The following is a 22,500-nucleotide window of genomic DNA, read 5'->3' as shown; positions in this document are numbered from 1 at the left end:
CAGAATTAGAACAAGTCAGCAGTAGATTTGTCTTCGGCTGGCGGTAGTGACATACCGCCGTTGGAATTCAAAGTCATAGCATCGCTTTCACCGCTACCGTTAGCAGCCATTAAGCGCGCCACTTCCTGGGGAGGGAGATTATCCAAACACACCATTTGCCGCGTTCCTTCTAAGTCAATCATCCGCGATTGATTGCTAGAATCTGACAAAATTGCTGCTGCTTGGTCGATAACTGCCCAGTTGCTTCGCTCCATCCACGACCATTTTAAACTGTAATAATTGATTGGTTTAACGAATCCGCTGTCGTCTGGTTTTTCGCCGGAATGCTGGGTAAACTCGGGAATGAAAATACCTGTAGCAGGCTCTACTCCGCGAGATTGAACTGAGGCAACTAAGCCGTTAAAATCGCTTAAACTGCGGTTTTTGATGTATGTCACCATGACAACTCCTTGCGGCAGTTCGCCGGTTTCTGCGACAAACCACAGTTGGCCCCACAATGTGTGCGAAGTTTGACCTAAACTGCCGAAAAATTTGGAAAATTTCAGAATAGTCATCGAGCATTTGGAACCATAGGCGGTATCGCCGATCGCCCATTGGCCAATCTGACAGTTATTGCGGACGGCGATCGGGATTTCCGGTACTAGCAAAGCATTGCTCGGTTTGGCACCAAATACTGAAAATGTAGGTCTTTCTTGTGTTTTAGTCATGGTTGGTTTTTCCTTAGTTATTTATTGCTGCTTTACGGGGAATTGGTAATCCGTTAAATCTCGTACATTGCTCGTGGCCGAACTTCGATTACCTAATCAGATGTGTTGTCGCTTTTGGTTCTGGATAGGTATACTCAAGCATCGCCTCTTGTTGAGCTTTAATAATCCGCAGCGCGGCGAGCAAATGCTCTAATGTTTCTAAGTGCGCTGGGGTGAAGTGGATGCTGAAGCCTTCGCCATCCCGCGCGTAGCCGGGACAAACCAGTGAGGCTGAGCTTTGTTCTTCGTGGGTGGCGATGTATAGCCAGTCATCGTCTTCGAGCTTGTAATGCGTGTCTGTCCAGGTTCTCAGCATTTGCGATCTGCTCCTCCTTATTTGCTGCGTACAAGCGTTTTGACGCCCAGCGCTTCTCACTCCTCTGAAGTTGACGACGCTATATGTAGCGTGTGAGCTAGGCTAATTTGCACCGTTAACTCTACCAGTCCGGCTTTAATGGTTGATTAAACCGTCAACTAACCTCATGGTAGCGCGGGTTGATTTTCCCGTCAAGTATTTTGTTGAACTTTTCATCAAAACAGGCTAGAATGCTTGTCAGGAGGCGAAAAACCGTGGAACAAACATTTGGAAGACTGATCCGTCAAGCTCGCAAGGACAAAGCTTACTCACAACGTGAGCTAGCAGCTATGCTAAGTGTGGACTTTACTTATTTGTCGAAGTTGGAGAACGATCGAGCGGATTATGCGCCAAAAGAGGAGGTAATCCGAGCGTTAGCGCGGAATCTAGACATAAACGAAGAGGAATTGATTTTCTTGGCGGGGAGACTGCCGCAGCAGTACGAAGCGCTGCTGAAGCAGAATCCCAAGGAAATGCAGGCTCTTTTCCGCCGGATGCAAGAAAATCCCGATTGGCTCAAACAGTCTTTTGAAGCGTAAGAGAGGCCCCTCATAGTGAGTATTTTTAAGCCGTATTGCTTCTATCCCAAAGAATCGATCGAGCGTTTGGCAAATGACATCTTGATGCAGATGCAGAAAACGCAAAATTTTGCTCCGAGATGGCCTTTTGATGCGACAACCGTTGCTGATTTTCTGGATTTAGGCGTAGTTTGGGAGTGCATTGAGCCGGATGAAGAAGGTGCGATCGCCGCGAGGATTTTGCCGCAGCAGCGGTTAATCGAAATCAACGAACAGATTCTCGAAAAACCGCCGGGCTTCATCGAATCGACGATCGCCCACGAAATCGGACACTGGGTGCTACACGTCAATCAAGACGAAGCAGACGGCACTGTGGAACAGTTGGAATTAAACTTAGGCAATGAAGGAAAAACAGCGTCTGATGTCGAGGAACCGTTTGTTTGTCGGGGTGCGAGTGCGGATAATAAGGTTTTGTCGATCGAATGGCAAGCGCAATATTTTGCAAGCTGTTTGTTGATGCCTCGGTGTATTTTGGAGGAAAAAAGACAGGGACGCGATTTAACTAAGTGGTCGCATTTATACAAAATGAGAGATGAATTGGGAGTGAGCATTTCCAATTTGACAAACCGCTTGCAAGAATTCGATTGGATTTACATTCCCAAGGGAACGCGCGAGATTTATGCCGGGAAAGATGCGGCAAACGGGCAGCAGCGATTGTTTGGATAGAAGTGCGATCTAATTTGAGGTTTGAGATTTGGAAGCAATTCTCAAATCTCAAATCTTTAAAATTAATTTCTAATTAAGTTACATTTTATGCTAACCAATATTGAAATCCTGCTGGCAGCTTGTGAGGAATTAAATATCCCTTACGAAATCCTGCATCCTTCCCAAAACTTGATTAGACTCAAACAGGGCGGCGAAGAATATTATTTTGTCAATTACATGACGCCATTTAACAGCGCGTCAGTAGCAGAGATTTTTAAAGACAAACAATATACCTATCAACTGTTAAACGGCAAAATAAATACTCCCCGAACTCTCGGTTTTGTCTCGCCTCACTGCGAGGAGAAGTATAAAAAGTATTTGAGTTTCCCAGATATTGAATCAATAGTTTTAGAAGTAAACAAAAAATTTGCTTTCCCGGTGATTCTCAAAAGAAATCGCGGTGCTGGTGGCAACAATGTTTTTTTGTGTGAAAGTAGAGAGCAAATTAAAGCAGCCCTAGAAATTATATTTAACGTCAACAGCAAAGATTATGACTATGTGGCGCTAGCTCAAGAATATATCGAAATTGCCCACGAATATCGGGCTGTATTCTGCAAAGAAAAGCTAGTTTTGCTGTACGAGAAAGACAAATCTCAGGCTAAATTTGCGGGGAATTTAAGCCCGCTGCACTGGGAAGGTGCAAAAGCCAAACGTATAATTAACCCCAATCTCATGTCTGAGATTGAAGATTTTGTTAAACCTGTTTTTGCAGAAATTGCGATTAATTATGCTGGGTTTGACATCGCGCTAGATAAAAACGGAGCATATTGGTTAATTGAAATTAACTCAAGTCCCAATTACGATATATTTGTGAGAGATAACGATCGCCAAATTGTCGTAACAATGTTTAAAGGCATCTTGGATACCTTGGTTGTTAACAAAAAGCCGTAAATGCTCGATTTGAATGTACTCGATCGTATTTAGATGAATGTGGTGCATAGCAATGCTAAATCATTTGTGTAATTCTTGTAGGGGCAAACCCCCCGTGGTTGCCCCGCTTTGGCCGGGGTAGGCACGGGGGCACTACCCCTACATCTTGTTACGACTCATTGAGGATGGCTATAAGCTGTATATTAGCTGAAAGGCTTTAAGCGAAATAGGTTTCAGCCAATAACTTAAAATTCACATTTTTTAATTTAATGTAGCCATCCATGAAAGTCGAGCTATCTTGTAACAATTCTGCATCATCAGGTAGGTAGCTAGGGAGCCAAAAGCTACTCCGAATACTCAAATTACTGTATTGATCCTTTTTATTCTCTAAAGTCTTTTGAAGCAAGTGCTCATAGACAAACTGTTTACGGATACTTCTACGTTTAATTTCTTCAATTTTGTTGGGATCTCGGAAGTATTTAGCGTCTAAGTATTTGATGTCGATTATTTCAAAATATTCTTCATATTGATTTAAAAATTGTCGAATTAAATTATTAAATTGTGTTTTTATATCTTTAAGATCCCATTCGATAAAAAGTGAAGCATTAAAAACATCAGATCGTGAACCTTTATAGAGAGGTCCAGAAAATATACCCAAGGGTTGAAGAATTTCTTTATTAAATCTATCCCAGTCCATAATCTGTTTTTTTATGGCTAAATAAAAGAAATGATTGAAGTAATACATCTTATGAAGATATTCTGAATCAAGGGGACAAGAAATTTTCCAAAAAGAGTAGAAATTAGTGGGTAACGGAGCATCAATAATCACATACCCCGAACTATCAATCTTATATAATTCCTGTAATTTTTTGATTGTATGATTATTCGTTTCTTGGCCAAGATAACCAATTTTTATTTTATTATAGAAACCGCCAAAGGTGGTATAATATCTATTGAATATATCAACGTAATCCCACCAATTATTAGGCCACTCTGTATAAGTCTTATCACCCTTAATTTTATAGATAATTGATTCAAAGACAATCGCATCTGGAATCATCGAAGAACCATTGATCTTAAAAGTATTCGATAAGTCAATGAGCTTAGCAGATGCTTTTGCTCTTTCCACTGTCCGAGAACTTAGATAGCGATCATCCAAGTACAGTAACAATGAGGGATTGACTATTTGTACTAGATAAGTCAAACACATCGACTCCCAAACACTATGAAAATTTTTAATACCCCAAATTTCACCATTTTCTGCTTGATGCCAATTGCCATAAAGAAATAAGTTAATTACTTCGTAATATTGCCAATAATCAACATCTTTGATCGGTGTATTATGGTCAATTATTTCTAAGGCATCCTTAAGTATATCTAAAACCTGCCCATAACTCTGTTCATCAAAAAGACTGTCTTGATTTCCGAAATGGTGCTGACGGAATTGCTCAGCTAGTGCTGTAATTTCAGCATTTACTACCTCTCCAAGTTGCTGCTTAATCTCGCAAAAGATATAGCAATACATCGTGACAATATCAGTAGATTCAAACTGCATTACTCGTCGTGGAAATAGCATTTCATCGACATAAGCTGCATGATTAGGTAAATACACAGCTTGGTGTAAGTAGCGATGAATCAGGCTGACATCAAACTTATTACTTCTGCCCAATCTATAAGCAAGGGCTAAAATTTTAGGTTCGTCATAAGCCTCCAAAAAGTGAGTAATAATGTCTAGTTTCGAGTAGAATATATTTTCTGATTCGTCTTGATCATCTTCAATTTCAGAACCGCGATGACTGTTAATTACACCATCACGATCCTGTATGCCCAACTTACCAATATCATCTATATAACCCTTCTCAATACAGATTTGTTTAAAAGTGCCGAGAATTTTGTATAGTAGGAAAAATAAATCTCGTTTACCTACAAAGGTGTCAAGCTCAGATAGTCGATCATCAAATCCTTTAGGTACATAAAAGTACAGTTCGTCATCTTGCTTTTGAATGCCAACAAATGAGTAATTTTCTGAGTAATTTTCGCGTACTCTTAACTTTAACGAATTGAAGTTAATCATAATTTACAAAGCCTAAAAAACTATTTTTTACCTAGTTCACCTACTATCGTCATAAATTCTTCCATTAAATCGAGAAAGTCTGAATAGGATGTTAATTTTATCTGCTGATTTGTTAATTTAGACAACTCATCCTCTAACGGTCGTTTATCTCTTGCAAATACACTATCCCAAAGATAAAACATTAATTTATCTTTTACTTGATCGAGATCCACTTTGCCATCTTCTGGTTTAATGAACCACCAACCAATTTGTTTATCTTCAATCCGCCGAATCACCTGATGATTTGATTTAATAAATTTATTTATTCCAACAATATACTGTGACCACGCTCTTTGTTCCTCACCATCAATTACTAACTTCACATCTCGCAATTCTTCGGGAATATTTATAATCCCTTCACCTGGAGCCTTAACATATTCCCAGCCCCACCGCCGCTTAAAGGCACTATCAAGGTAGTAAATTGATTCATCCGAAGTATTAATTGTCGCGATAATAGACAAGTTATGTGGAATATTAATTCGCCGTTGTTGTAGAAGGCTAAATACTCTGCTACCAGCAGAATTATTTTTTGCTGCTAACTCATCTTTTTTGTGTGGAAAAAAATCTTCACACTTTTTTGTAGCGAATTCTTCTTTGACGTAGACAGACATTACTCCATGACTATCAATGGTTGGTTTCAGTTCCATTCCTTCCAATAATCCCACTAACTCCATTTCAGAAATATCCACTTCATAACTCGACCAGCCATCACTTTCGCGATCGAGTAACTGAAATACAGTTCCAAAAATAGCAGCAGCATTGCCTCGATTTAATTCATCAATGACCAGCAGGTAATGGTCTTTATTCCCATCAATTAAACCTTGGTATGCCATTCCCAAGATGTGGAGAAAATGCCCGGGATAAAATTTATAAATAATCGAGTTGCCTTGGGTGAGTGGCAACAATTTTCCCATAAAATCAGCATAGGTGTACTCTGGATGAAACACTGTCTTGACAGTGTTACTAAGCATTTGCGTAGCTTCATCGAAAGGAATTTTTAATTTATCTATAGCAATTTTCCGAATCTGGTAGCTTTTTCCCGTCCCTGGACTACCAAAGAGAATCTTTTGAATCGGCTTAATGTTTTCAGGCATTACGGCTATCTAGTATCAATTTCAATACTTTCCACCAAAAAGTATAACATACTGTCTTTAGCAACATCGAAAAATATTCCCATTAGCCTGAAATTTGACGCAGGAAGGGGCGATCGCACTTCTTCAGACGCTAAAATAAACTTAGTCACAATTCCATGAAAAAAATGACAACACAACTACTAGAACTAGAAGGAACTTGGGAAGAAATTCTCGCCCAATCAGCCAAATTTGCCGATCGCAGAGTTCGCATCATCGTTCTTGCTGATGAGGAACCGCTGAAGTCAGCCGAAGACAGTTTTCGTCAAGGATGGCACGAAGCAATGACAGGAGAGACTGTACCGGTTTCTGAACTGTGGGAAGGTATTGATGCAGCGATCGAGATGATGCAGTCTCTGCCAGAAACTTTACAGCAGCAAGTAGCAGAATACTTGAAAGAGTATATCGCAGAATTAAAAGATGAGCTTCAATGGGACGAATCTTTCAAGAAAACGCAACCGCAACTTGTGGCTGCTGCCCAACGCGCAAAACAAGAAATTGCTGAAGGAAAGGCACAGGAAATGAGACTCAATGAGTTATGAAATCTGCCACCCTTCCTTCCTTTTGGGAAAAATACAATTCTCTTGACAGTAGAGTAAAGGAGCAAGCTAGAAAAGCTTATCGTTTCTGGCTGGAAAATCCCTTTCATCGATCTTTGCACTTCAAGTGCATCAACCAGGAAGAAAATATCTGGTCTGCGAGAATCACGCGCGGCTATCGAGCAGTGGGGATTTTACAAGGAGATACCGTGACATGGTTTTGGATTGGAAACCACGATGATTATGAACGTTTCTTCTAGTATAAATTAGCCCAGATTTTCTAACTTTTTATCTTTAAAAAAGCGCTCCCTCTTTGTTTGTTTTCGGTTAAAAAGTTACATCCTTTCCAATACCTTAATCCCCAACAACTCCAAACCCAACTTCAAAGTCCTCGCCGTCAAATCGCACAAAATTAACCGCGAAGTCCGCAACGGTTCCTCAGCTTTCAAAACCGGACATTGCTCAAAAAATTGATTGAACTTTTGACTCAATTCAAACAAATACTGACAAATCCGATTCGGCAACAAATCGCCGCCAACAGCATTCACAACTTCATTCAACTGCAATAAATGCTTTGCCAATACCAACTCGGCATCAGACTGCAAAATCACTTTCGCACCAGCATCTAAATTATCGAAATTAATCTCACCTTTGCGGCGAATTCCCTGCACGCGCACGTAAGCATACAGCATATAAGGAGCGGTATTTCCTTGCAATGCAAGCATTTTGTCGTAACTGAAAATATAGTTGCTGGCGCGATTTTGACTTAAATCGGCATACTTAACGGCACTCAAACCAACTGTTCGAGATACGTTAGCAATGAATTCCTCTGTTTCCTGTCTTTCCTCGGCTTTTAATCTGTCTTCTAAATCTTGGCGCGTGCGGACGATCGCCTCATCTAACAAATCCTGCAACCGCACTGTTTCGCCAGAACGAGTTTTTAATTTTTTGCCGTCTTCTCCCAATACCAAACCGAAAGGAATGTGGACAATTTCCACATCTTCAGGAATCCAACCGGCTTTTCTCGCTACTGCAAATACTTGGGCAAAGTGGTTTGCTTGTCCCGAATCGGTGACGTAAATTAAGCGTTTTGCGTTGTCTTTTTGGATGCGGTAGCGCACTGCTGCTAAATCTGTTGTGGCGTAATTGTAGCCGCCGTCAGTTTTTTGGACAATTAGCGGCAGTGGTTCACCTTCTTTGTTGGTGAAACCGTCTACAAAAACGCATTTTGCGCCGTCACTTTCTACTAGCAAACCTAAGTTGGTTAAATCTTCGACTACTGCGGGCAATAGAGGATTGTAAAACGATTCGCCGCGTTCGGTTAATTTGATATCGAGCAAGTCGTAGATTACTTGAAATTCACGGCGCGATTGATCGCACAGCAATTTCCAAGCGCGGCGGGTGTCTTCGGCGCCTGCTTGCAGTTTTACTACTTCTTGGCGGGCGGTTTCTTTGAAGGTTTCGTCTGCGTCGAAGCGCTGTTTTGCTTGGCGGTAAAATGCGACTAAATCGCCTAAATCTAGGGCGTCAGCGGTTGTGAGCGCTTCAGGGTGAACTTCGCGCAAATATGCGATCAGCATTCCGAATTGCGTGCCCCAGTCGCCGATGTGGTTGATTCTGAGTACGTCGTGGCCTTGAAATTCGAGGATGCGGGCGATCGCATCTCCGATGATTGTCGATCGCAAGTGTCCGACGTGCATTTCTTTGGCTATATTCGGACTCGAAAAGTCGATCGCGATTGTCTGAGGCGTTTTGGCGAGTTCAATCCCCAAACGCGAGTCGCCGGCGATCGCACTAATTTGCGCTTCCAAATAAGCCGGTTTCAGCTTCAAATTGATAAAACCTGGCCCGGCGATTTCAGGGGTTTCGCAGATGTCAGTAATATCTAGGTTTTCGATAATTGTCGAGGCGATCGCCCGTGGCGGCTTTCCTAACTTTTTCCCCAAACTCATCGCCGCGTTGCACTGAAAGTCCCCAAAGTTGGGATTGCTGGCGGCGGCTAGCATCGGATCTGCACCTGCATAACTTTCGCCGAATGCAGCGGTGAATGCTTTTTCAAATTTTGCTTTTAACTGTTGGACGATCGAGTTCATCTTGAATATTTTGATTGGATGTTTATTTTAAACTCTAGATTAAGCACTTTGTGCCAATAATACTCTTACTACTTAGGTAATTTCCCTCTGGTTCTCTCCCTCTGCTCCTCTCCCCCTCTCCTCACCTACTAGGAAATTTTGTACTTAGCTTTGAGCTGGTGATGCGATCAAAATCACTAGCAGTGGTAACACATAGTACATTTTATCACAGTTGCGATCGCTACACAAATTAAAAAATGTCACATCAAGTCCATGATCTCGATCGCTAGATCATTTTGTTAAATCGCTTACATTAAGGTATGTTAAAATTTTTTCAATGCACCCAAAAATCCTACGAAAGGAAGCAGTTATGTTATCTCAACCTATTTTTGGCGATCGCTCTCTGACCCAAGTCTTTTATCAAGCAGTAATCGATCGCTTCTTCGACGGTTTCAGTCTTTCCACCCAAGCACTATTGCGAGAGTCTACCCTCGGCTTCGCCCCTTGTCCCGATGGAGTCAAAACCTTTTTCATCATCGCGCCGAGTCTGGATGCAGCAGAGCAACTAATTGACAAAATGGACAGTATTTTGGAGCGAGTTGCCGAACTCATGGCAGGAGTCGGACAGGTTGCCCTGTGCATAGTTCCCCCCGGCAGCGAGGCAGAGCAATCAGTAGATCTGCAAAACTTAGAAAAAGTTCCCCCGGATTGTCTGGCTTGCAAATTCTTTACTATTATATGTGCCGATGCTGCGAGCGATCGATAAAATTGACAGTTAGCAAGCAGCAACTGTGCACGGCTGGGCTGAATTTGTCCCTGTGTCGGCGCGGGGTAGATTGTCTGTTAGTTACATTCCCTGAAATTCTCGGGCAAAAGGTGCAGGTAATTCGATCATTTGCCAGGTTGCACTCGCAATCGTTGGCAAGTGTTAAACAAGCAGCCAGTATATATATCCAATGGCGGCTTGTCACTCGATCTGATTTTTACCTGTCGGCTTAAACAGCCGTGCATCTACTCTTGTTGCCCCAAAGTCGGCCACCAAAAAGCCGCATTAACCCTTCTGGGTGTCTCGTTTCAAAAGACAGCAGCAGGAATTAGGCGTTATTGCTGGAAAATACATTTTTGCGAAATATTGGCTCATGTTCAGAATAAGCAGAAATATTATCAAAAATAGATAACACTTGCCCCGCTTGACCTCAAAAACCGGGTTTCTATCCCCGTGCTTAATATTCGCGGTTTGCCGGGAAATTGACAGAAAATAAGTTGTTTGTGGGCGCGTCACAAGCTATACACAAAGCAAAGCTCTACTCAAAAAAACATGAGTTTCCCAGCGGCACCCTTGGCAGAGCGCTCGGATCGCAGGCTCATAGAATTTGTTAAAAATTTTAGTTGAAAATTTGAATTATTAAATTTTATGCCTAACATTGGCGATAAAATCTAAGATTGAAATTCTCAAATCTGAAATCAAGGCATCATGGTAAAACTGACACCAAACCCCAGCTTTAGTTTAACAATTCGGGTTGCTCTGCCAAACCGACCGGGAATGCTGGCAAGAATCACCAGTGCGATCGCATCTGTCGGCGGCAACTTCGGCCAAATCGACTTGATCGAGCAAACCCGCGCCACTACAGTTCGCGATATCACCGTCGATGCTTACAGCACCGAGCACAATGAAGAAATAGTGCAAGCAGTGAAAGCGCTGCCAGATATCAGAGTGATCGACGTGTACGATCGCACTTTCAACTTGCACCGCGGCGGAAAAATCAGCGTAGTTAGCAAAATTTCCCTCAAACGCCAGTCAGATTTGGCAATGGCATACACCCCTGGAGTCGGCCGCATCTGCACGGCGATCGCCAATGACCCCCAACAAGTTTACAACCTCACAATCAAAAACAATACTGTTGCCATTGTTACCGACGGTAGCGCAGTTTTGGGACTGGGGAACCTCGGCGCTGCCGCCGCACTGCCAGTCATGGAAGGCAAAGCCATGCTATTTAAAGAATTTGCAGGTATTGACGCCTTTCCTATCTGTTTGAACACCCAAGATACCGAGGAAATTATTCGCACAGTGCAGAATATCGCCCCGGTTTTTGGTGGCGTTAACCTAGAAGATATTTCTTCTCCCCGCTGCTTTGAAATCGAAGCAAGATTGCGGGAAAGCTTAGATATTCCCATCTTTCACGACGACCAGCACGGCACAGCGATTGTTAGTTTGGCAGCATTAATTAATGCCTTGAAACTCGTCAAAAAAACAATAGAAGAAGTGTGTATCGTGATTAACGGAGCCGGTGCGGCAGGAGTCGCGATCGCCCGGTTGCTGCGTAAAGCAGGTGCCCAAAACATCATCATGTGCGACTCCAAAGGCGTCCTCTCCGAAGACCGCACGGATATGAACCCAGAAAAACTAGAATTTGCTGTGGCTTCGAGCGGTACTTTGGAAGATGCGATCGCCGGTGCCGATGTATTTTTAGGCGTCAGCGCCCCAGGCGTAGTCACCCGTTCGATGGTGCGTTCCATGGCCGAGAATCCCATTGTTTTTGCAATGGCAAATCCCATTCCCGAAATTCAGCCAGAATTAATTATGGAAGATGCGGCGATTATCGCAACCGGACGCAGCGATTACCCAAATCAAATTAACAATGTTTTGGCATTTCCGGGGATATTTCGAGGTGCTTTGGACTGCAAAGCTGCCACTATTACGACCACTATGTATTTGGAAGCAGCTTATGCGATCGCCTCTTTAGTCAGTCCTTCCCAGCTTGACAAAGAGCACATTATACCGTCTGTTTTTGATGAAAGAGTTGCCGTTGCTGTCGCCGGTGCAGTGCAGTTGGCCGCCAGATCCGAAGGTATTGCCCGCGATTAATAGAAGGAAGAAGGAAGTCATCCTTCTTCCTTCTTCTCTCTTGTTTAATGAAGGATAAAAGTTACAGCAATAAACAACGTGAAAAGATATAATTAAATAAACCAAGTCCAGCTAGGTCAGATGCAAAGCCAGTTAGGAAAAGCCAAGCGCGATCGCTCCCGCCGCCAATTGTTAGAACTGTGCCCGATAGGGCTGGCATTGTGCCGGACGGACGGGACTTTTATCGAGGTAAATCCAGCTTTTGCAAGTATTATCGGCCGCACAGTGGCAGAAACTCTTCACCTCAACTACTGGGAAATTCAGCAAACGCAGTGCGCGGATAGCTGCACGGGTCCGTGCGAAGCAGCATACAAACATAAAAACAACCATCTCGTACCCGTGCGAGTTTCTGAGCGGGCTATTGAAACGGGGGGAGAGTGCGCTATTTGGCTGAGCGCTGAAGAAATTTTTAGTTCTGGGCCTGAAAATAGCGCTCCGCTGGAATCAGCGCCGCTGCACAGCAATTCACATCTGGGAAAATTGCTGACAAAGCAGACTGCCGAAGTGGAAAAAACTCAGAAACTACTCGAAGAAAAAATCGCCGAACTGGAACAGGCTCAAGAAAAATTGCGTCTCCAAAGTCAAATTATCGACCAAATTCACGAAGCGGTGATTTCTACAGATATGGACGGCTCGATCACCATTTGGAATCAAGCCTGCCAAAAGTTATACGGCTATGAAAAAACTGAGGCGATCGGACAGCACATTTCTCTAATTTACCCGCCAGAACAGCACGAGTTTTTGTTAGAGCAAGTCATCAAACCGCTACAAGAAAAAGGCGAGCATGAAATAGAAGTTATAACACGCCATAAATCAGGAGAAAAAATTTCCTCGCACCTGATGCTTTCGCTCTTGAAAGACAAAACGGGAGAAGTTGTGGGGATGGTTGGCTCTTTAACAGATCTCAGCATTTGCAAAGCTTTAGAACAAGAATTAGCACAGAGACAAGCACTATTTGATGCCTTTTTGAAGGAGGCGCCGGCGGGACTTTGCATTTTGGACTCCCAACTGCGGTACGTGCAAATTAATCAATTTCTAGCAGAAATAAATTGCCTGAGTTCTGAAGAGCACATAGGCAAGGCTGTACGCGAAATATTGCCGAATATCGCTCCAATAATAGAGCCTTTGTACGAAGAAATTTTGAGGACGAAACAACCCTTAATTAATATCGAGATGAGTGGTGACAATCCCAGAAAGCCTGGGTTTGTCCGACACCTGACAGGCTCTTATTTTCCCTTGCTAGACAAAGATGGCGAGGCTCTCGGCATCGGTGCAGTCATAATTGACATTAGCGATCGCAAACAAGCAGAAGCTGCGCTGCAAAAAAGCGAACAGCTTTACCGCACTATGGCCAGCAATTTTCCTAACGGTGCGGTGATGTTGTTCGATCGAGAAATGCGCTTCACCCTGGTAGAAGGTACAGAATTAGCAGCAGTGGGGCTTTCCAAAGAATTGATGGAAGGCAAGACAATATGGGAAGTATTCGAGCCAGATGTTTGCGCTGATCTAGAGCCAACTTATCGGGCGGCACTGGCAGGAGAAACAGTTGTTACAGAAATTTTTTACAGCGATCGCGTTTACCTCGGTTATGCTTTGCCAGTCAGAAACGAACGGCAAGAAATTATCGGCGGATTGCTAATGACTCAAAACATTACGGCTCGCCACTTAGCAGAAGAAGCGCTCAGAGAAAGCGAGGAAAAATACAGGTGCATTGTCGAGACAGCAGATGAAGGAATTTGGATGATAGATACGGAGGGTAAAACTACTTTTGTTAACCAAAAAATGGCCGATATGCTCGGCTGCACTCCAGAGGAAATGAGCGGGCAGTCGCTATTTGCTTTCATGGATGCAGAAGGCATCGCGCTCGCACAAGCCAATCTCAACCGCCGCAATCAAGGAATTCGCGAACAGCACGATTTTAAGTTCTGTCGCCGAGACGGCAGCGACTTGTGGGCGATACTTTCTGCTAATCCCTTGTCAGACAAACAGGGACGTTATGTCGGCGCTTTGGCCATGGTTGCCGACATTACCGATCGCAAGCAAACAGAAGCCGCATTGCAGCAGTCGGAAGCTAAATTTCGATCGCTCTACGAATTAACCAGTTTGCCTGTTTTGATGTTATATGACAATGATATCTCCGATGCCAATACAGCCACCCTAAAACTATTTGGCTGCACTACCCCGCAACAGTTGTACGGCAAAAACCCCGGCCAACTGTCGCCTCCTTTTCAACCCAACGGCAGAGATTCTTTGAGCTTGGTTAACGAAATGATGGATCTCGCCTTTGAGCGGGGAAACCACCGTTTTGATTGGGTTCACCAGCGCTTAGACGGTACTGATTTTCCCGCAGAAGTGGTGCTGACAGTCATCGAGGTTGGAAATGAAAAAATTATCCAAGCGGTTCTCCAAGATTTAACCGATCGCAAACTTGCAGAAGAAACTTTAGTGCGATCGGAACAAGCGCTCAGACAACAAGCTCAGCGAGAACAACTGCTAAATCAAATTGCCAACCAAATCCGCAATTCTTTAGATTTAGACACAATTTTAGAAACCGCCGTTCAAGAAATTCGCAATTTGATGCACCTAGATTGGTGCCTCTTCATTTGGTATCGCCCCAACAGCAATCCTCCGGTTTGGGAAATAGTTTGCGAAGCGAAGAATGCAGCTTTGCCGAGTTTACTCGGTACTTATTCTGTAGACGACCAATGTAGTGTCCCCAAGCGGCAGATTTTGCGGCGAGAAATTCTGCGAATTGATGATGTCAGCACTTGTGAAGATGCAGAAGCGCGCGAAAATTTCCAGGCCTTAAAAATTAACTCAGTGCTGTCGCTGCCAGTTCAAACTGCTTCCGGCGATATTGGGGTGATTACCTGCTATCAGGCTATGTCCATGCGAAATTGGAGCGAATCGGAAGTCGAACTGATGCAAGCGGTGGTCGCTCAAATTGCGATCGCGATCGACCACGCCGAACTCTACACCCAAACGCGCACAGCCGCCCGATTAGCTCAAGCTCAAACTCAACAGCTAGAACAAACTTTGCGCGAACTCCAACGTACCCAAACTCAATTAATTCAAAGTGAGAAAATGTCGAGTTTGGGCCAGTTAGTAGCAGGTGTCGCCCACGAAATTAACAACCCGGTTAATTTTATCTATGGCAATCTCAGCTACACCAGCGAATACACTCAAAACTTGCTAAAAATGCTGCAACTTTACCAGAAGGAATACCCGCAGCCTAGCGCCAGAATTGTAAAGGCAAGGGAAGACTTTGAAATTGATTATCTGATTGAAGATTTACCGAAAATTTTAGCATCTATGAAAGTCGGAGCCGATCGCATCCGCGACATAGTTTTGAGCCTGCGGACTTTCTCAAGACTGGACGAAGCCGAAATGAAACAAGTTAACATTCACGAGGGCCTTGAAAGCACGCTGTTGATTTTGCAAAACCGCCTGAAACATAAAACCGATCACCCGACAATTAATGTGATTAAAGAATACGGTAATTTGCCTTTAGTCGAATGTTATCCCGGTCAGTTAAATCAAGTATTTATGAATTTGTTGAGCAATGCGCTAGACGCCTTGGAAATGGAGATAAAGGAATCCAATCGCACTGCCAAAAATCTCGCAATTACGATTCGCACCCAAGTAACCGACAATAACAGCGTTGCCATATGGATAGCTGACAGCGGCCCCGGGATGAGCGAAGATGTGCAAAAGCGCTTGTTTGACCCGTTTTTCACGACTAAACCCATTGGCAAAGGAACTGGCTTAGGATTGGCGATTTCGCACTCTATTATAGTAGAAAAACACGGCGGCAAGCTTTATTGCAATTCTGTATTGGGAGAAGGTTCCGAATTTGCGATCGAAATTCCTATGCGGCAAAAGATAAATTAAAACCCGTTGCATTGATATCATATCATCTTCGCTCGATCCACCGGATTTGATAGGATTCAATTCCTACTCTTTACCACCAGACGCACACCACCAGCGGGTGCCATTGTCAAACCGCGCCGTACCGGCAAAACCGGACGATTTTCTGCAAGTTCTAAAGAGTATCGCGACAGCACTTTCGCCAATACTAACTTCATTTCAAACATGGCAAATGCTGCCCCAATACACCGACGGTTCCCTCCTCCAAACGGCAAATATTCGTAAGGCGAAAATTGACGTTCTAGAAAACGTTCTGGTTTAAAACGCTTTGGTTCCGGGTAAATATCCGGTCGGTGGTGAACCAAATAAATACAGAGAGAAAGTATCATTCCTTTGGGAATATTATAACCCATTAACTGCATCGGAGCTTGCAGAAGGCGCGGAAATGTAAAAAATAGGATCGGATAAATCCGCAGCGTTTCGCAACAGACAGCATTCAAATACGGGAGTTTACTTATTTCCGCCGGAGCGCAATTTTCGACATCAATAGAATTGAGTTCTTGCAGCAGTTTTTCACGGACTTCTGGGATGTAGTGAATCCAATACAAAGCCCAGGCTAAAGCTGTGGCTGTAGTTTCGTGTCCTGCGAATAAGATTGTCATTAATTCATCCCGCAATTCAACGTCGCTCATCGGCTGTCCTGCTTCGTCACGAGCTGAAATTAACAAGCTCAGAATGTCTTCGCCCAATGGTTCAGACTGAGTTTTGCGATCGCGAATTTCTTGATAAAGCAGTTCATCTAAACGCTGTCTTTGTCGCAGAAATCCTCCCCAAGGACTCCAAGCACCTAAATCTTTTTGCAACGACTTAATAAACAGAAAAGTAGCGCTTAATGGATTGCTAAAAAAATTTAACATCTTAACAAGAAGTTGCTGGATTTGCTGGTAGCGTTCTCCTTCGCTCAGCCCGAAAACCGCGTGCAAAATTACTTCCAAGGAAATCTCCTGCATAATTGATTGCGCGAGAAAAGAGTTACCAGGAGTCCAAGAATTAATTAGTTTTTCGGTTGTATTGCCGATGATTTCTCCGTAAGCTTTCATTCGTTCACCATGAAAAGGTGGCATTAAAAGTTTACGCTGCTGCAAATGTCGGTCGCCATCTAATAAAAATAACGAATTCGCTCCTACTAAAGGTAGCGCTATCTGATTTACCGTACCGGATTTAAATAGTTTGGAATCTGCGCTAAAAATTTCTTGAATAGCTAAAGGACTGCTAATAATTACTTGGGGCGGAAAGTTGCTGAATTTGCTGGTAAAAAGGTCGCCGTAGCGCTGATAATTACTATTTAAATAATACAGAGGATTTAAAAGTCCCCGCACTGTCTGAACAAATCTAGCGTCTTTAGGGCCGTCTAGCAATTTGTTAGTAGCATGATTTTGAGACTGAGAGTTTTCTGTGGGGATAGTCATTGGTTTTTATCCTAGTTTTAGGGTTTCACAGGACTAATGAAAGCATAAGTCTTATTTCAAAAAAGTCTCACATCCCTCAGCTATTGAAAAATAGTACGCGGTAGGCATCATAAATTAGTACGGCAATAGTAGGATACAGAGTAACTCCCAGGCCAAAAGCTCGATCGATAGGATCTTTGAGATAGCCTATCCAAAACGCTATTCTTCCGAAAACAAACAAAGTTGCCAAAATTGGAATTAGCTTGATGCTGTAAGTATCTAAAAAGGTAGAAAGGATTAAACTGCCTACAAAAAACAGCACAAATTGCTCTAGAGTGTTGCTCAGATAACGCAAATGAATCCGCATTGCTTCTGATTCGGCATTCGCTAAAGGGTTGATGGCTGGGCTGCTAAATCTACCATTACCAACTGCAACTATGCCGGCAAATAACATCAGTAACGGAAAAATTTGGCAGCGAAGGCTGAAAATTAGGCGCGACTCTGGGGTATTTAATAGCGGTAGGGGCAGCGCTATCACAAAATAACCAATCAGTACAAAAGTAAGGGAGAATATCAAGGCTGAAATGCCTCGCCGAACAACTATTTGCTGTTGTTGATTGAAACTGAGTAAATTAATCATTGTTTACACAAACCTTATTGTAGGTTTTTTCTACCTAGAGACTTTACGTAAACCCGATCGCACCTTGGCGTCTCCACACCAGTTGTCGGTAGATATCCGCTATTTTCGTACATTCTCACAGCTTCTTTGAGAATGCTAGCAGTTTCAATCCAGATTTCATCAAAGCCGCGAGCTATAATTTTACGTTCCAATTCTTGCAGTAAAAATTTCCCCAAACCCTGTCCCCTTGCTGCGGGCAAAATATACATTTTGCGAATTTCCACAGCATTATTTCCGCGCTCAATTGGATAGTAAGCCGCCGTACCGACTATTTTATCCTGCCGTTCAACTACCCAAAATTCACCGCCTTGATTGTGATAATGTAGTTCTACATCATAGACATCTCGATCTGCCCCGTGAGGTTCGCATTTTAAACCGTACTCTGCTAAAACATCTCTAATTAAATAGAACGCCTCAGCGCGATCGCGCGTTTCCCAGGAACGAATTAAAAAATCGAGATGTTGGGTTTTCATTGGTTGTTGCAACGTATATTTAGTTTTTCACTTGAGCAACTGTAAAATTAGTGATTTTTTGTATCTTACAGTCTTTAAATGCACCGAGATTTTAACTGTGAATTCTCGGTTCGGGATGAAGACTTGCCAGCAACTCGCTCTCTACTAATGATAATTCCTCCAACCTCTGCATCACAATATCCCGATCGAAATAAGTTGTTGCCAAAATCCAATATACCCCGTAATGGCGGGCTTCTGAAGCCATCAAACTGCGGTAAAACTTAGCTAATTCCGCGTCGGGACAGCGATCGCCCAGCAGCCCCAACCGTTCGTGACTGCGCGCTTCTATCAAACCAGAAACCAACAAAGAATCCAAAAGTCTTTCGGGTTCCTGCTTGCGAATTTGGGCGGACAAACCAGCACCGTAGGGAGGTGCAGCCAAAGGGCCTAAAGCAATGCTGCGCTTTTCTAACCGCTGGTTGACTTGCTCGAAATGCTCTAATTCTTCGCGGGCGATCGCCGTTAGCATCCTCACCAATTTTTCCCTTGCTGGGTAGCGAAACATTAAATTTAACGCTACTCCCGCCGCTTTCCGTTCGCAGTGAGAATGGTCTAATAAGATTGTATCCAAATGGGCCATCGCCTGTTCTACCCAAGCTTCCGAAGTCGGCTGTTTTAAAAACTTAATAGTTGGCTGTGTTGAAGTCATTAGTCATCAGTTATCAGTCATTAGTAATTAGTCAGCATTTATCCTATTTTACCTAATTTTTCAAACACCGCATACATATCACCAGCAAACTTTTTCGGATTCCACAGCGGGGACAAATTTGCTGGAAGTTTAGATTTCACCAACAGTGCTTTAATTGCATTTCTCAATTCAGGTTCTTTACCCAATTTTACACCAACTTCCACATATTCCGACCAAGACCAAGCCACACCAGTTTCAATTCCCAAAGCCTGCAAGAACGAATAACCCATTCTCGACAAAAATTGCTCTCCCGTGCGAGTCACCACTGGCAAATTAAACCACAAAGCCTCTAAAGTGTGAGTTCCTCCGTTGTAAGGATAAGAATCTAACAAAACATCGGCCAGCAAATAGATAGTTCTGTGTTCTTCCTCAGTAGCAAACCTTGGCAAAAACTTAATTCGGTGCTTGCTCACTTTCTCAGCTTCGCAAGCTTGGTGATATGCAGCCTCAAACACCGCAGCATCGCCTAAAGCTTTGTGAATTAAAATACTGTTCGGCACTTCTTTGAGAATCGCAATTTGGGCTTTTACCAACTCGTAATTGAATTTTCTGCCTGGTGCAACGCACAGGTAAACTATCTGATCCAAACCGATCCGATGCGACCTTCTCAATGCAACGGGATCGACTCCATACCTCTGAAAACCGGACACCGCTACAAAGGAATCCGGCATCCTAATTAGCTGCTCGTCATAATATTTTTCCCGCCCGGCTGGGTGCGAGTGCCAGTCTGTAAGAAAGTAATTTTCCGGCGATAGGTAAGGGGCGTCAAATCCCAGCCAAGAAACACAAACTGGTGCAGGTTTTTGGTAGAGAATGTCAGCGTGAACTGGTACGCTGAGAGAATCTAAATCAACTAAAACGTCCAATTCATCTTGCTGAATTTTGTCGATAATTTCTGCGGAATTGGCAAGTCCGTTCGGGTAGGTTGTCGGAAAAGTCAGTTTGCCCCAACTTTCAAATTGCTGAGTGCGATCGTCAGGAACAATTCTTTCGGAAGCGTACAAATACACATGGGGTGTGATGCCGGACAATTCGCGAATGATGTCAGCGCTGCACCAACCTACTGAATGACGGCTGAAGTGATTGGACAAAAAGCCGATTTTTAACTTGCTGGATGGAACACTTGGTTTGAAACTGTAATTTGCGGGTTGAGAAAAATTAGGTTTAATACATTGGTCGATATACTTTTGGGCAATTAATCTGTAAAGTTTTGAGTTGGCTGCCAAGTCATCTCGCACATACGGTGTGCTGAATAACAAATTTGCATAAAGCGATTTAATTTCCACCGGGCTAGCGGTTTCTAAGTTTTGCTGCAAGTACGACTCTAGCTCTAAAAATCGATCGCCCGCAATTTGATTTAATCCTGACACTTGATAGGTGCTGATGAAGTAAATCGCAGTCATAATTGGATCGGTTTCGGCACACATTTGGCTGTATTGGTGCACGGCTTGCCGCGCGGCAGCTAAATTGCTAGTATCTCTGAGGATGCCGCACAAATGTTGGTGGGCAGAAATAAAATCTGGTTTAATTTCTAGGGCTTTTTGAAGGTTGGGTATTGCGTCTTTAAATTGACCCTGGTGGCGGAAAACACGGCCAATTTGACAGTATGCTTCGGCTAAATCGGGTTTGAATGCGATCGCCTGCTGCCATGCAGCCACCGCCTCATCTAACTTCCCTTGCCGCGCTAATTTATCTCCTAAATTTAAGTGAAAATCTACCTCAGCAAGCTGGGGATTGAGTTCGAGAGCTTTTTGCTCGTATGCTACCGCTGCATCCGCCTGCCCCTGCTGTTTCAGTGCCCCTGCCAAATTCCAGTAAGCAGCAGCCAAATTTGGTTTAAGTTCGATCGCCTTTTCGTAATTGACAATAGCCTCCACCAAATGCCCTTGTTTGTAGAGCATACTGCCCAAATTAGCATAAGCCTCAGCAAAATCGGGATTCAGAGCGATCGCCTCGGAATAAAACCGCATAGCTTCCTCAATTTGGCCGCTTGCTTGCTGCACATTGCCCATTGTCACGTAAGCCGCCGCCCAATCCGGTTGCAATTCCAGAGCTCGGCGACAAGCAGCGACGGCTGCTGCTAAATTGCCTTGAGAGTAATAGGTTTCTGCAACGACTGTCAGCGATGCAGCATCTTCAAATTGGGGTGTTTCGGATTGGTTGGGAAAATCGGAATTCATTTGGCGGCCTATCTGTGCTATCAAGTTAAAGGTTGAATCTATATTATTTTGCAGAGTAGCAGTTTTAGCGGAATTACGGGCGATCGTCACACAGAATTTATGAGCGACAAGCAAGCGACACAGCGCCAACATAACATCAAGTGGAAACCAAACCTCCTGCTGGGGATACTCTTGTTAACCTTAGCAATCCCCTTACCCTTTGCCCAAAAGACTTTCGCACAGCAGCAGCAGACAGCAAGCTTTCGGCAGAAATTATTTCAAACTGCTCTTTATTTCACCCTCTATTTTGAGGGTGGATTCAGCAATCACCCTGCCGATAAGGGCGGCAGAACTTATCGGGGCGTCTTGCAAACGGAATACAACGCCTACCGCTACAGTCGTGGGCTTCCGCCCCTCGACGTGACGCAGATGTCGGAAGCAGAGCTCCTAGAAATTTATAAACATTACTGGGATTCGAGCCTCTCGGGCACGATGCAGCCGGCTTTGGCGATCGTCATGTTTGACACCGCCGTTAATTTCGGTATTAATAACTCAATTACCTTTCTCCAGCAAGCGTTAGGATTGCCGCAAACGGGAGTTTTTGATGCCCGCACCAAGGAAGCGCTGAAAGGGGCAAATAACAAGAATACCGCGCTGCAAATGATTAATGAACGAATTATTTACCGCTACAAACGAGTCCAAGAAGATCCGACTCAAATGGCTTTTTTCCGGGGTTGGCTGAGTCGCGATTATAGTTTGTGGGGGTATGTGAATAAGATTAAGTAGTTGACTGTTGACTGTTGACTGTTGACTGTGGATTGTTATTTCTTATTCTATATTTGTGGAACAGACATCTTGCCTGTGTTCTATAAATGGCGTTGCTGATTTACGGTATGAATAAACTTTTCTCCAACGTTACAAAACTCACCATACTTAGCCCATAGCAATTGGGAAATTTTTAATTCATACCTGTATTCAGCAAAACCAGCTTTTTAAAGGAAGCAGAAGTATAGTCATTTCAAATAAGTATGAGACACTAGACTGCACAATAAGCACTAATAATTTCATCAAGAGATGTGCCAGGAGACGCATACATTTTAGCTCTCTTTAATGCACTAAAATCATGCTCAATAT

20 protein-coding genes and 1 pseudogene are annotated in these 22,500 nt (G+C 43.5%); 9 read left to right on the top strand and 12 right to left on the bottom strand.

The genetic code is table 11. The features are described from left to right. Positions 1-5: 5 nt before the first annotated feature. Entirely contained in the window at positions 6-707 is a 702-nt protein-coding gene (locus QUB33_RS21305; RefSeq protein WP_333353837.1) for a hypothetical protein, read from the bottom strand. 88 nt (positions 708-795) lie between these two features. Beyond that, positions 796-1,062, bottom strand: coding sequence for a hypothetical protein (locus QUB33_RS21300; protein ID WP_006634886.1), 267 nt, complete (start codon positions 1,060-1,062; stop codon positions 796-798). Positions 1,063-1,316: 254 nt separating this feature from the next. Between QUB33_RS21300 and QUB33_RS21295 the strand changes: the two genes are divergently transcribed. The 3 genes from QUB33_RS21295 (at position 1,317) to QUB33_RS21285 (ending at position 3,275) form a co-directional block, all read left to right on the top strand. After that, positions 1,317-1,640: a helix-turn-helix domain-containing protein gene (locus QUB33_RS21295; RefSeq protein WP_006634885.1), complete on the top strand. Its 324-nt coding sequence runs from the start codon at positions 1,317-1,319 to the stop codon at positions 1,638-1,640. A 15-nt stretch (positions 1,641-1,655) separates the two neighbouring features. Continuing rightward, positions 1,656-2,345, top strand: a complete 690-nt coding sequence (locus QUB33_RS21290) for an ImmA/IrrE family metallo-endopeptidase (protein WP_242716182.1) — start codon at positions 1,656-1,658, stop codon at positions 2,343-2,345. A gap of 87 nt (positions 2,346-2,432) precedes the next feature. Next, on the top strand, positions 2,433-3,275 hold the full coding sequence (locus tag QUB33_RS21285) for a YheC/YheD family protein (protein WP_333353833.1): 843 nt from the start codon (positions 2,433-2,435) through the stop codon (positions 3,273-3,275). Between the two features lie 196 nt (positions 3,276-3,471). On the opposite strand, the gene QUB33_RS21280 is transcribed toward QUB33_RS21285, so the two are convergent. Genes QUB33_RS21280 through QUB33_RS21270 form a run of 3 tightly spaced genes read right to left on the bottom strand, consistent with a single transcriptional unit; the run spans position 3,472 to position 6,610 of the window. Continuing rightward, positions 3,472-5,328, bottom strand: a complete 1,857-nt coding sequence (locus QUB33_RS21280) for a hypothetical protein (RefSeq protein WP_333353830.1) — start codon at positions 5,326-5,328, stop codon at positions 3,472-3,474. A 20-nt stretch (positions 5,329-5,348) separates the two neighbouring features. Then, complete coding sequence (locus tag QUB33_RS21275; protein WP_333353827.1) at positions 5,349-6,461, bottom strand: restriction endonuclease; 1,113 nt, start codon at positions 6,459-6,461, stop codon at positions 5,349-5,351. 5 nt (positions 6,462-6,466) lie between these two features. Next, positions 6,467-6,610 (bottom strand): hypothetical protein, encoded by a 144-nt coding sequence (locus QUB33_RS21270; RefSeq protein ID WP_333353824.1) that lies wholly within the window; start codon positions 6,608-6,610, stop codon positions 6,467-6,469. A gap of 15 nt (positions 6,611-6,625) precedes the next feature. On the opposite strand from QUB33_RS21270, the gene QUB33_RS21265 reads away from it, so the two are divergent. Both QUB33_RS21265 and QUB33_RS21260 read left to right on the top strand, forming a co-directional pair. Continuing rightward, positions 6,626-7,039, top strand: a complete 414-nt coding sequence (locus tag QUB33_RS21265; protein ID WP_333353821.1) for a hypothetical protein — start codon at positions 6,626-6,628, stop codon at positions 7,037-7,039. Then, a complete protein-coding gene (locus QUB33_RS21260; RefSeq protein WP_172190774.1) occupies positions 7,036-7,296 on the top strand; it encodes a ParE family toxin-like protein in 261 nt (86 codons plus the stop codon). The genes QUB33_RS21265 and QUB33_RS21260 overlap by 4 nt, the downstream gene beginning before the upstream one ends. 75 nt (positions 7,297-7,371) lie before the next feature. Here QUB33_RS21260 and argS read toward each other — a convergent pair whose 3' ends face one another. Further along, positions 7,372-9,129: an arginine--tRNA ligase gene (gene argS, locus QUB33_RS21255; RefSeq protein ID WP_333353818.1), complete on the bottom strand. Its 1,758-nt coding sequence runs from the start codon at positions 9,127-9,129 to the stop codon at positions 7,372-7,374. A gap of 349 nt (positions 9,130-9,478) precedes the next feature. On the opposite strand from argS, the gene QUB33_RS21250 reads away from it, so the two are divergent. The 3 genes from QUB33_RS21250 to QUB33_RS21240 all read left to right on the top strand — a co-directional run bounded on the left by QUB33_RS21250 (position 9,479) and on the right by QUB33_RS21240 (position 15,904). Beyond that, positions 9,479-9,874: a hypothetical protein gene (locus tag QUB33_RS21250; RefSeq protein ID WP_190734398.1), complete on the top strand. Its 396-nt coding sequence runs from the start codon at positions 9,479-9,481 to the stop codon at positions 9,872-9,874. A 708-nt stretch (positions 9,875-10,582) separates the two neighbouring features. Continuing rightward, positions 10,583-11,974, top strand: coding sequence for a malic enzyme-like NAD(P)-binding protein (locus QUB33_RS21245; RefSeq protein ID WP_333353814.1), 1,392 nt, complete (start codon positions 10,583-10,585; stop codon positions 11,972-11,974). 120 nt (positions 11,975-12,094) lie between these two features. Further along, complete coding sequence (locus tag QUB33_RS21240) at positions 12,095-15,904, top strand: PAS domain S-box protein (protein ID WP_333353811.1); 3,810 nt, start codon at positions 12,095-12,097, stop codon at positions 15,902-15,904. A 56-nt stretch (positions 15,905-15,960) separates the two neighbouring features. Here QUB33_RS21240 and QUB33_RS21235 read toward each other — a convergent pair whose 3' ends face one another. From QUB33_RS21235 to QUB33_RS21215, 5 genes are all read right to left on the bottom strand, one after another. After that, entirely contained in the window at positions 15,961-17,349 is a 1,389-nt protein-coding gene (locus QUB33_RS21235; protein WP_333353808.1) for a cytochrome P450, read from the bottom strand. A 76-nt stretch (positions 17,350-17,425) separates the two neighbouring features. Next, entirely contained in the window at positions 17,426-17,968 is a 543-nt protein-coding gene (locus QUB33_RS21230; protein WP_333353805.1) for an MAPEG family protein, read from the bottom strand. Positions 17,969-17,982: 14 nt separating this feature from the next. Continuing rightward, a complete protein-coding gene (locus QUB33_RS21225; RefSeq protein ID WP_333353802.1) occupies positions 17,983-18,480 on the bottom strand; it encodes a GNAT family N-acetyltransferase in 498 nt (165 codons plus the stop codon). A gap of 91 nt (positions 18,481-18,571) precedes the next feature. Next, positions 18,572-19,168: a tRNA isopentenyl-2-thiomethyl-A-37 hydroxylase MiaE gene (locus QUB33_RS21220; RefSeq protein WP_333353799.1), complete on the bottom strand. Its 597-nt coding sequence runs from the start codon at positions 19,166-19,168 to the stop codon at positions 18,572-18,574. 38 nt (positions 19,169-19,206) lie between these two features. After that, positions 19,207-21,387 carry a tetratricopeptide repeat protein gene (locus QUB33_RS21215; RefSeq protein ID WP_333353796.1) on the bottom strand — a complete coding sequence of 727 codons (2,181 nt, stop codon included), beginning with the start codon at positions 21,385-21,387 and terminating at the stop codon, positions 19,207-19,209. Between the two features lie 99 nt (positions 21,388-21,486). Here QUB33_RS21215 and QUB33_RS21210 point away from each other — a divergent pair, with 99 nt between their 5' ends. After that, positions 21,487-22,152 (top strand): glycosyl hydrolase 108 family protein, encoded by a 666-nt coding sequence (locus QUB33_RS21210; protein ID WP_333353877.1) that lies wholly within the window; start codon positions 21,487-21,489, stop codon positions 22,150-22,152. A gap of 250 nt (positions 22,153-22,402) precedes the next feature. Here the strand turns inward: QUB33_RS21210 and QUB33_RS21205 are convergent. After that, positions 22,403-22,500 (bottom strand): annotated as a pseudogene (locus QUB33_RS21205) (IS630 family transposase); the annotation flags it as partial.

Origin of the sequence: Microcoleus sp. B3-A4, from assembly GCF_036705385.1 — a bacterium.
Classification (GTDB): domain Bacteria; phylum Cyanobacteriota; class Cyanobacteriia; order Cyanobacteriales; family Microcoleaceae; genus Microcoleus.
The sequence above is the reverse complement of the archived record's forward strand: the minus strand, read 5'-3'. Positions and strand labels throughout refer to the sequence as shown.

What these genes read in the sequence shown, in the direction of transcription:
- QUB33_RS21260 (WP_172190774.1), top strand. Translation starts at nt 7,036, where the DNA reads ATGAAATCTGCCACCCTTCCTTCCTTTTGGGAAAAATACAATTCTCTT.
- QUB33_RS21300 (WP_006634886.1), bottom strand. Translation starts at nt 1,062, where the DNA reads ATGCTGAGAACCTGGACAGACACGCATTACAAGCTCGAAGACGATGAC.
- QUB33_RS21285 (WP_333353833.1), top strand. Translation starts at nt 2,433, where the DNA reads ATGCTAACCAATATTGAAATCCTGCTGGCAGCTTGTGAGGAATTAAAT.
- QUB33_RS21245 (WP_333353814.1), top strand. Translation starts at nt 10,583, where the DNA reads ATGGTAAAACTGACACCAAACCCCAGCTTTAGTTTAACAATTCGGGTT.
- QUB33_RS21220 (WP_333353799.1), bottom strand. Translation starts at nt 19,168, where the DNA reads ATGACTTCAACACAGCCAACTATTAAGTTTTTAAAACAGCCGACTTCG.
- argS (WP_333353818.1), bottom strand. Translation starts at nt 9,129, where the DNA reads ATGAACTCGATCGTCCAACAGTTAAAAGCAAAATTTGAAAAAGCATTC.
- QUB33_RS21305 (WP_333353837.1), bottom strand. Translation starts at nt 707, where the DNA reads ATGACTAAAACACAAGAAAGACCTACATTTTCAGTATTTGGTGCCAAA.
- QUB33_RS21210 (WP_333353877.1), top strand. Translation starts at nt 21,487, where the DNA reads ATGAGCGACAAGCAAGCGACACAGCGCCAACATAACATCAAGTGGAAA.
- QUB33_RS21280 (WP_333353830.1), bottom strand. Translation starts at nt 5,328, where the DNA reads ATGATTAACTTCAATTCGTTAAAGTTAAGAGTACGCGAAAATTACTCA.
- QUB33_RS21225 (WP_333353802.1), bottom strand. Translation starts at nt 18,480, where the DNA reads ATGAAAACCCAACATCTCGATTTTTTAATTCGTTCCTGGGAAACGCGC.
- QUB33_RS21215 (WP_333353796.1), bottom strand. Translation starts at nt 21,387, where the DNA reads ATGAATTCCGATTTTCCCAACCAATCCGAAACACCCCAATTTGAAGAT.
- QUB33_RS21265 (WP_333353821.1), top strand. Translation starts at nt 6,626, where the DNA reads ATGACAACACAACTACTAGAACTAGAAGGAACTTGGGAAGAAATTCTC.
- QUB33_RS21240 (WP_333353811.1), top strand. Translation starts at nt 12,095, where the DNA reads ATGCAAAGCCAGTTAGGAAAAGCCAAGCGCGATCGCTCCCGCCGCCAA.
- QUB33_RS21235 (WP_333353808.1), bottom strand. Translation starts at nt 17,349, where the DNA reads ATGACTATCCCCACAGAAAACTCTCAGTCTCAAAATCATGCTACTAAC.
- QUB33_RS21230 (WP_333353805.1), bottom strand. Translation starts at nt 17,968, where the DNA reads ATGATTAATTTACTCAGTTTCAATCAACAACAGCAAATAGTTGTTCGG.
- QUB33_RS21275 (WP_333353827.1), bottom strand. Translation starts at nt 6,461, where the DNA reads ATGCCTGAAAACATTAAGCCGATTCAAAAGATTCTCTTTGGTAGTCCA.
- QUB33_RS21250 (WP_190734398.1), top strand. Translation starts at nt 9,479, where the DNA reads ATGTTATCTCAACCTATTTTTGGCGATCGCTCTCTGACCCAAGTCTTT.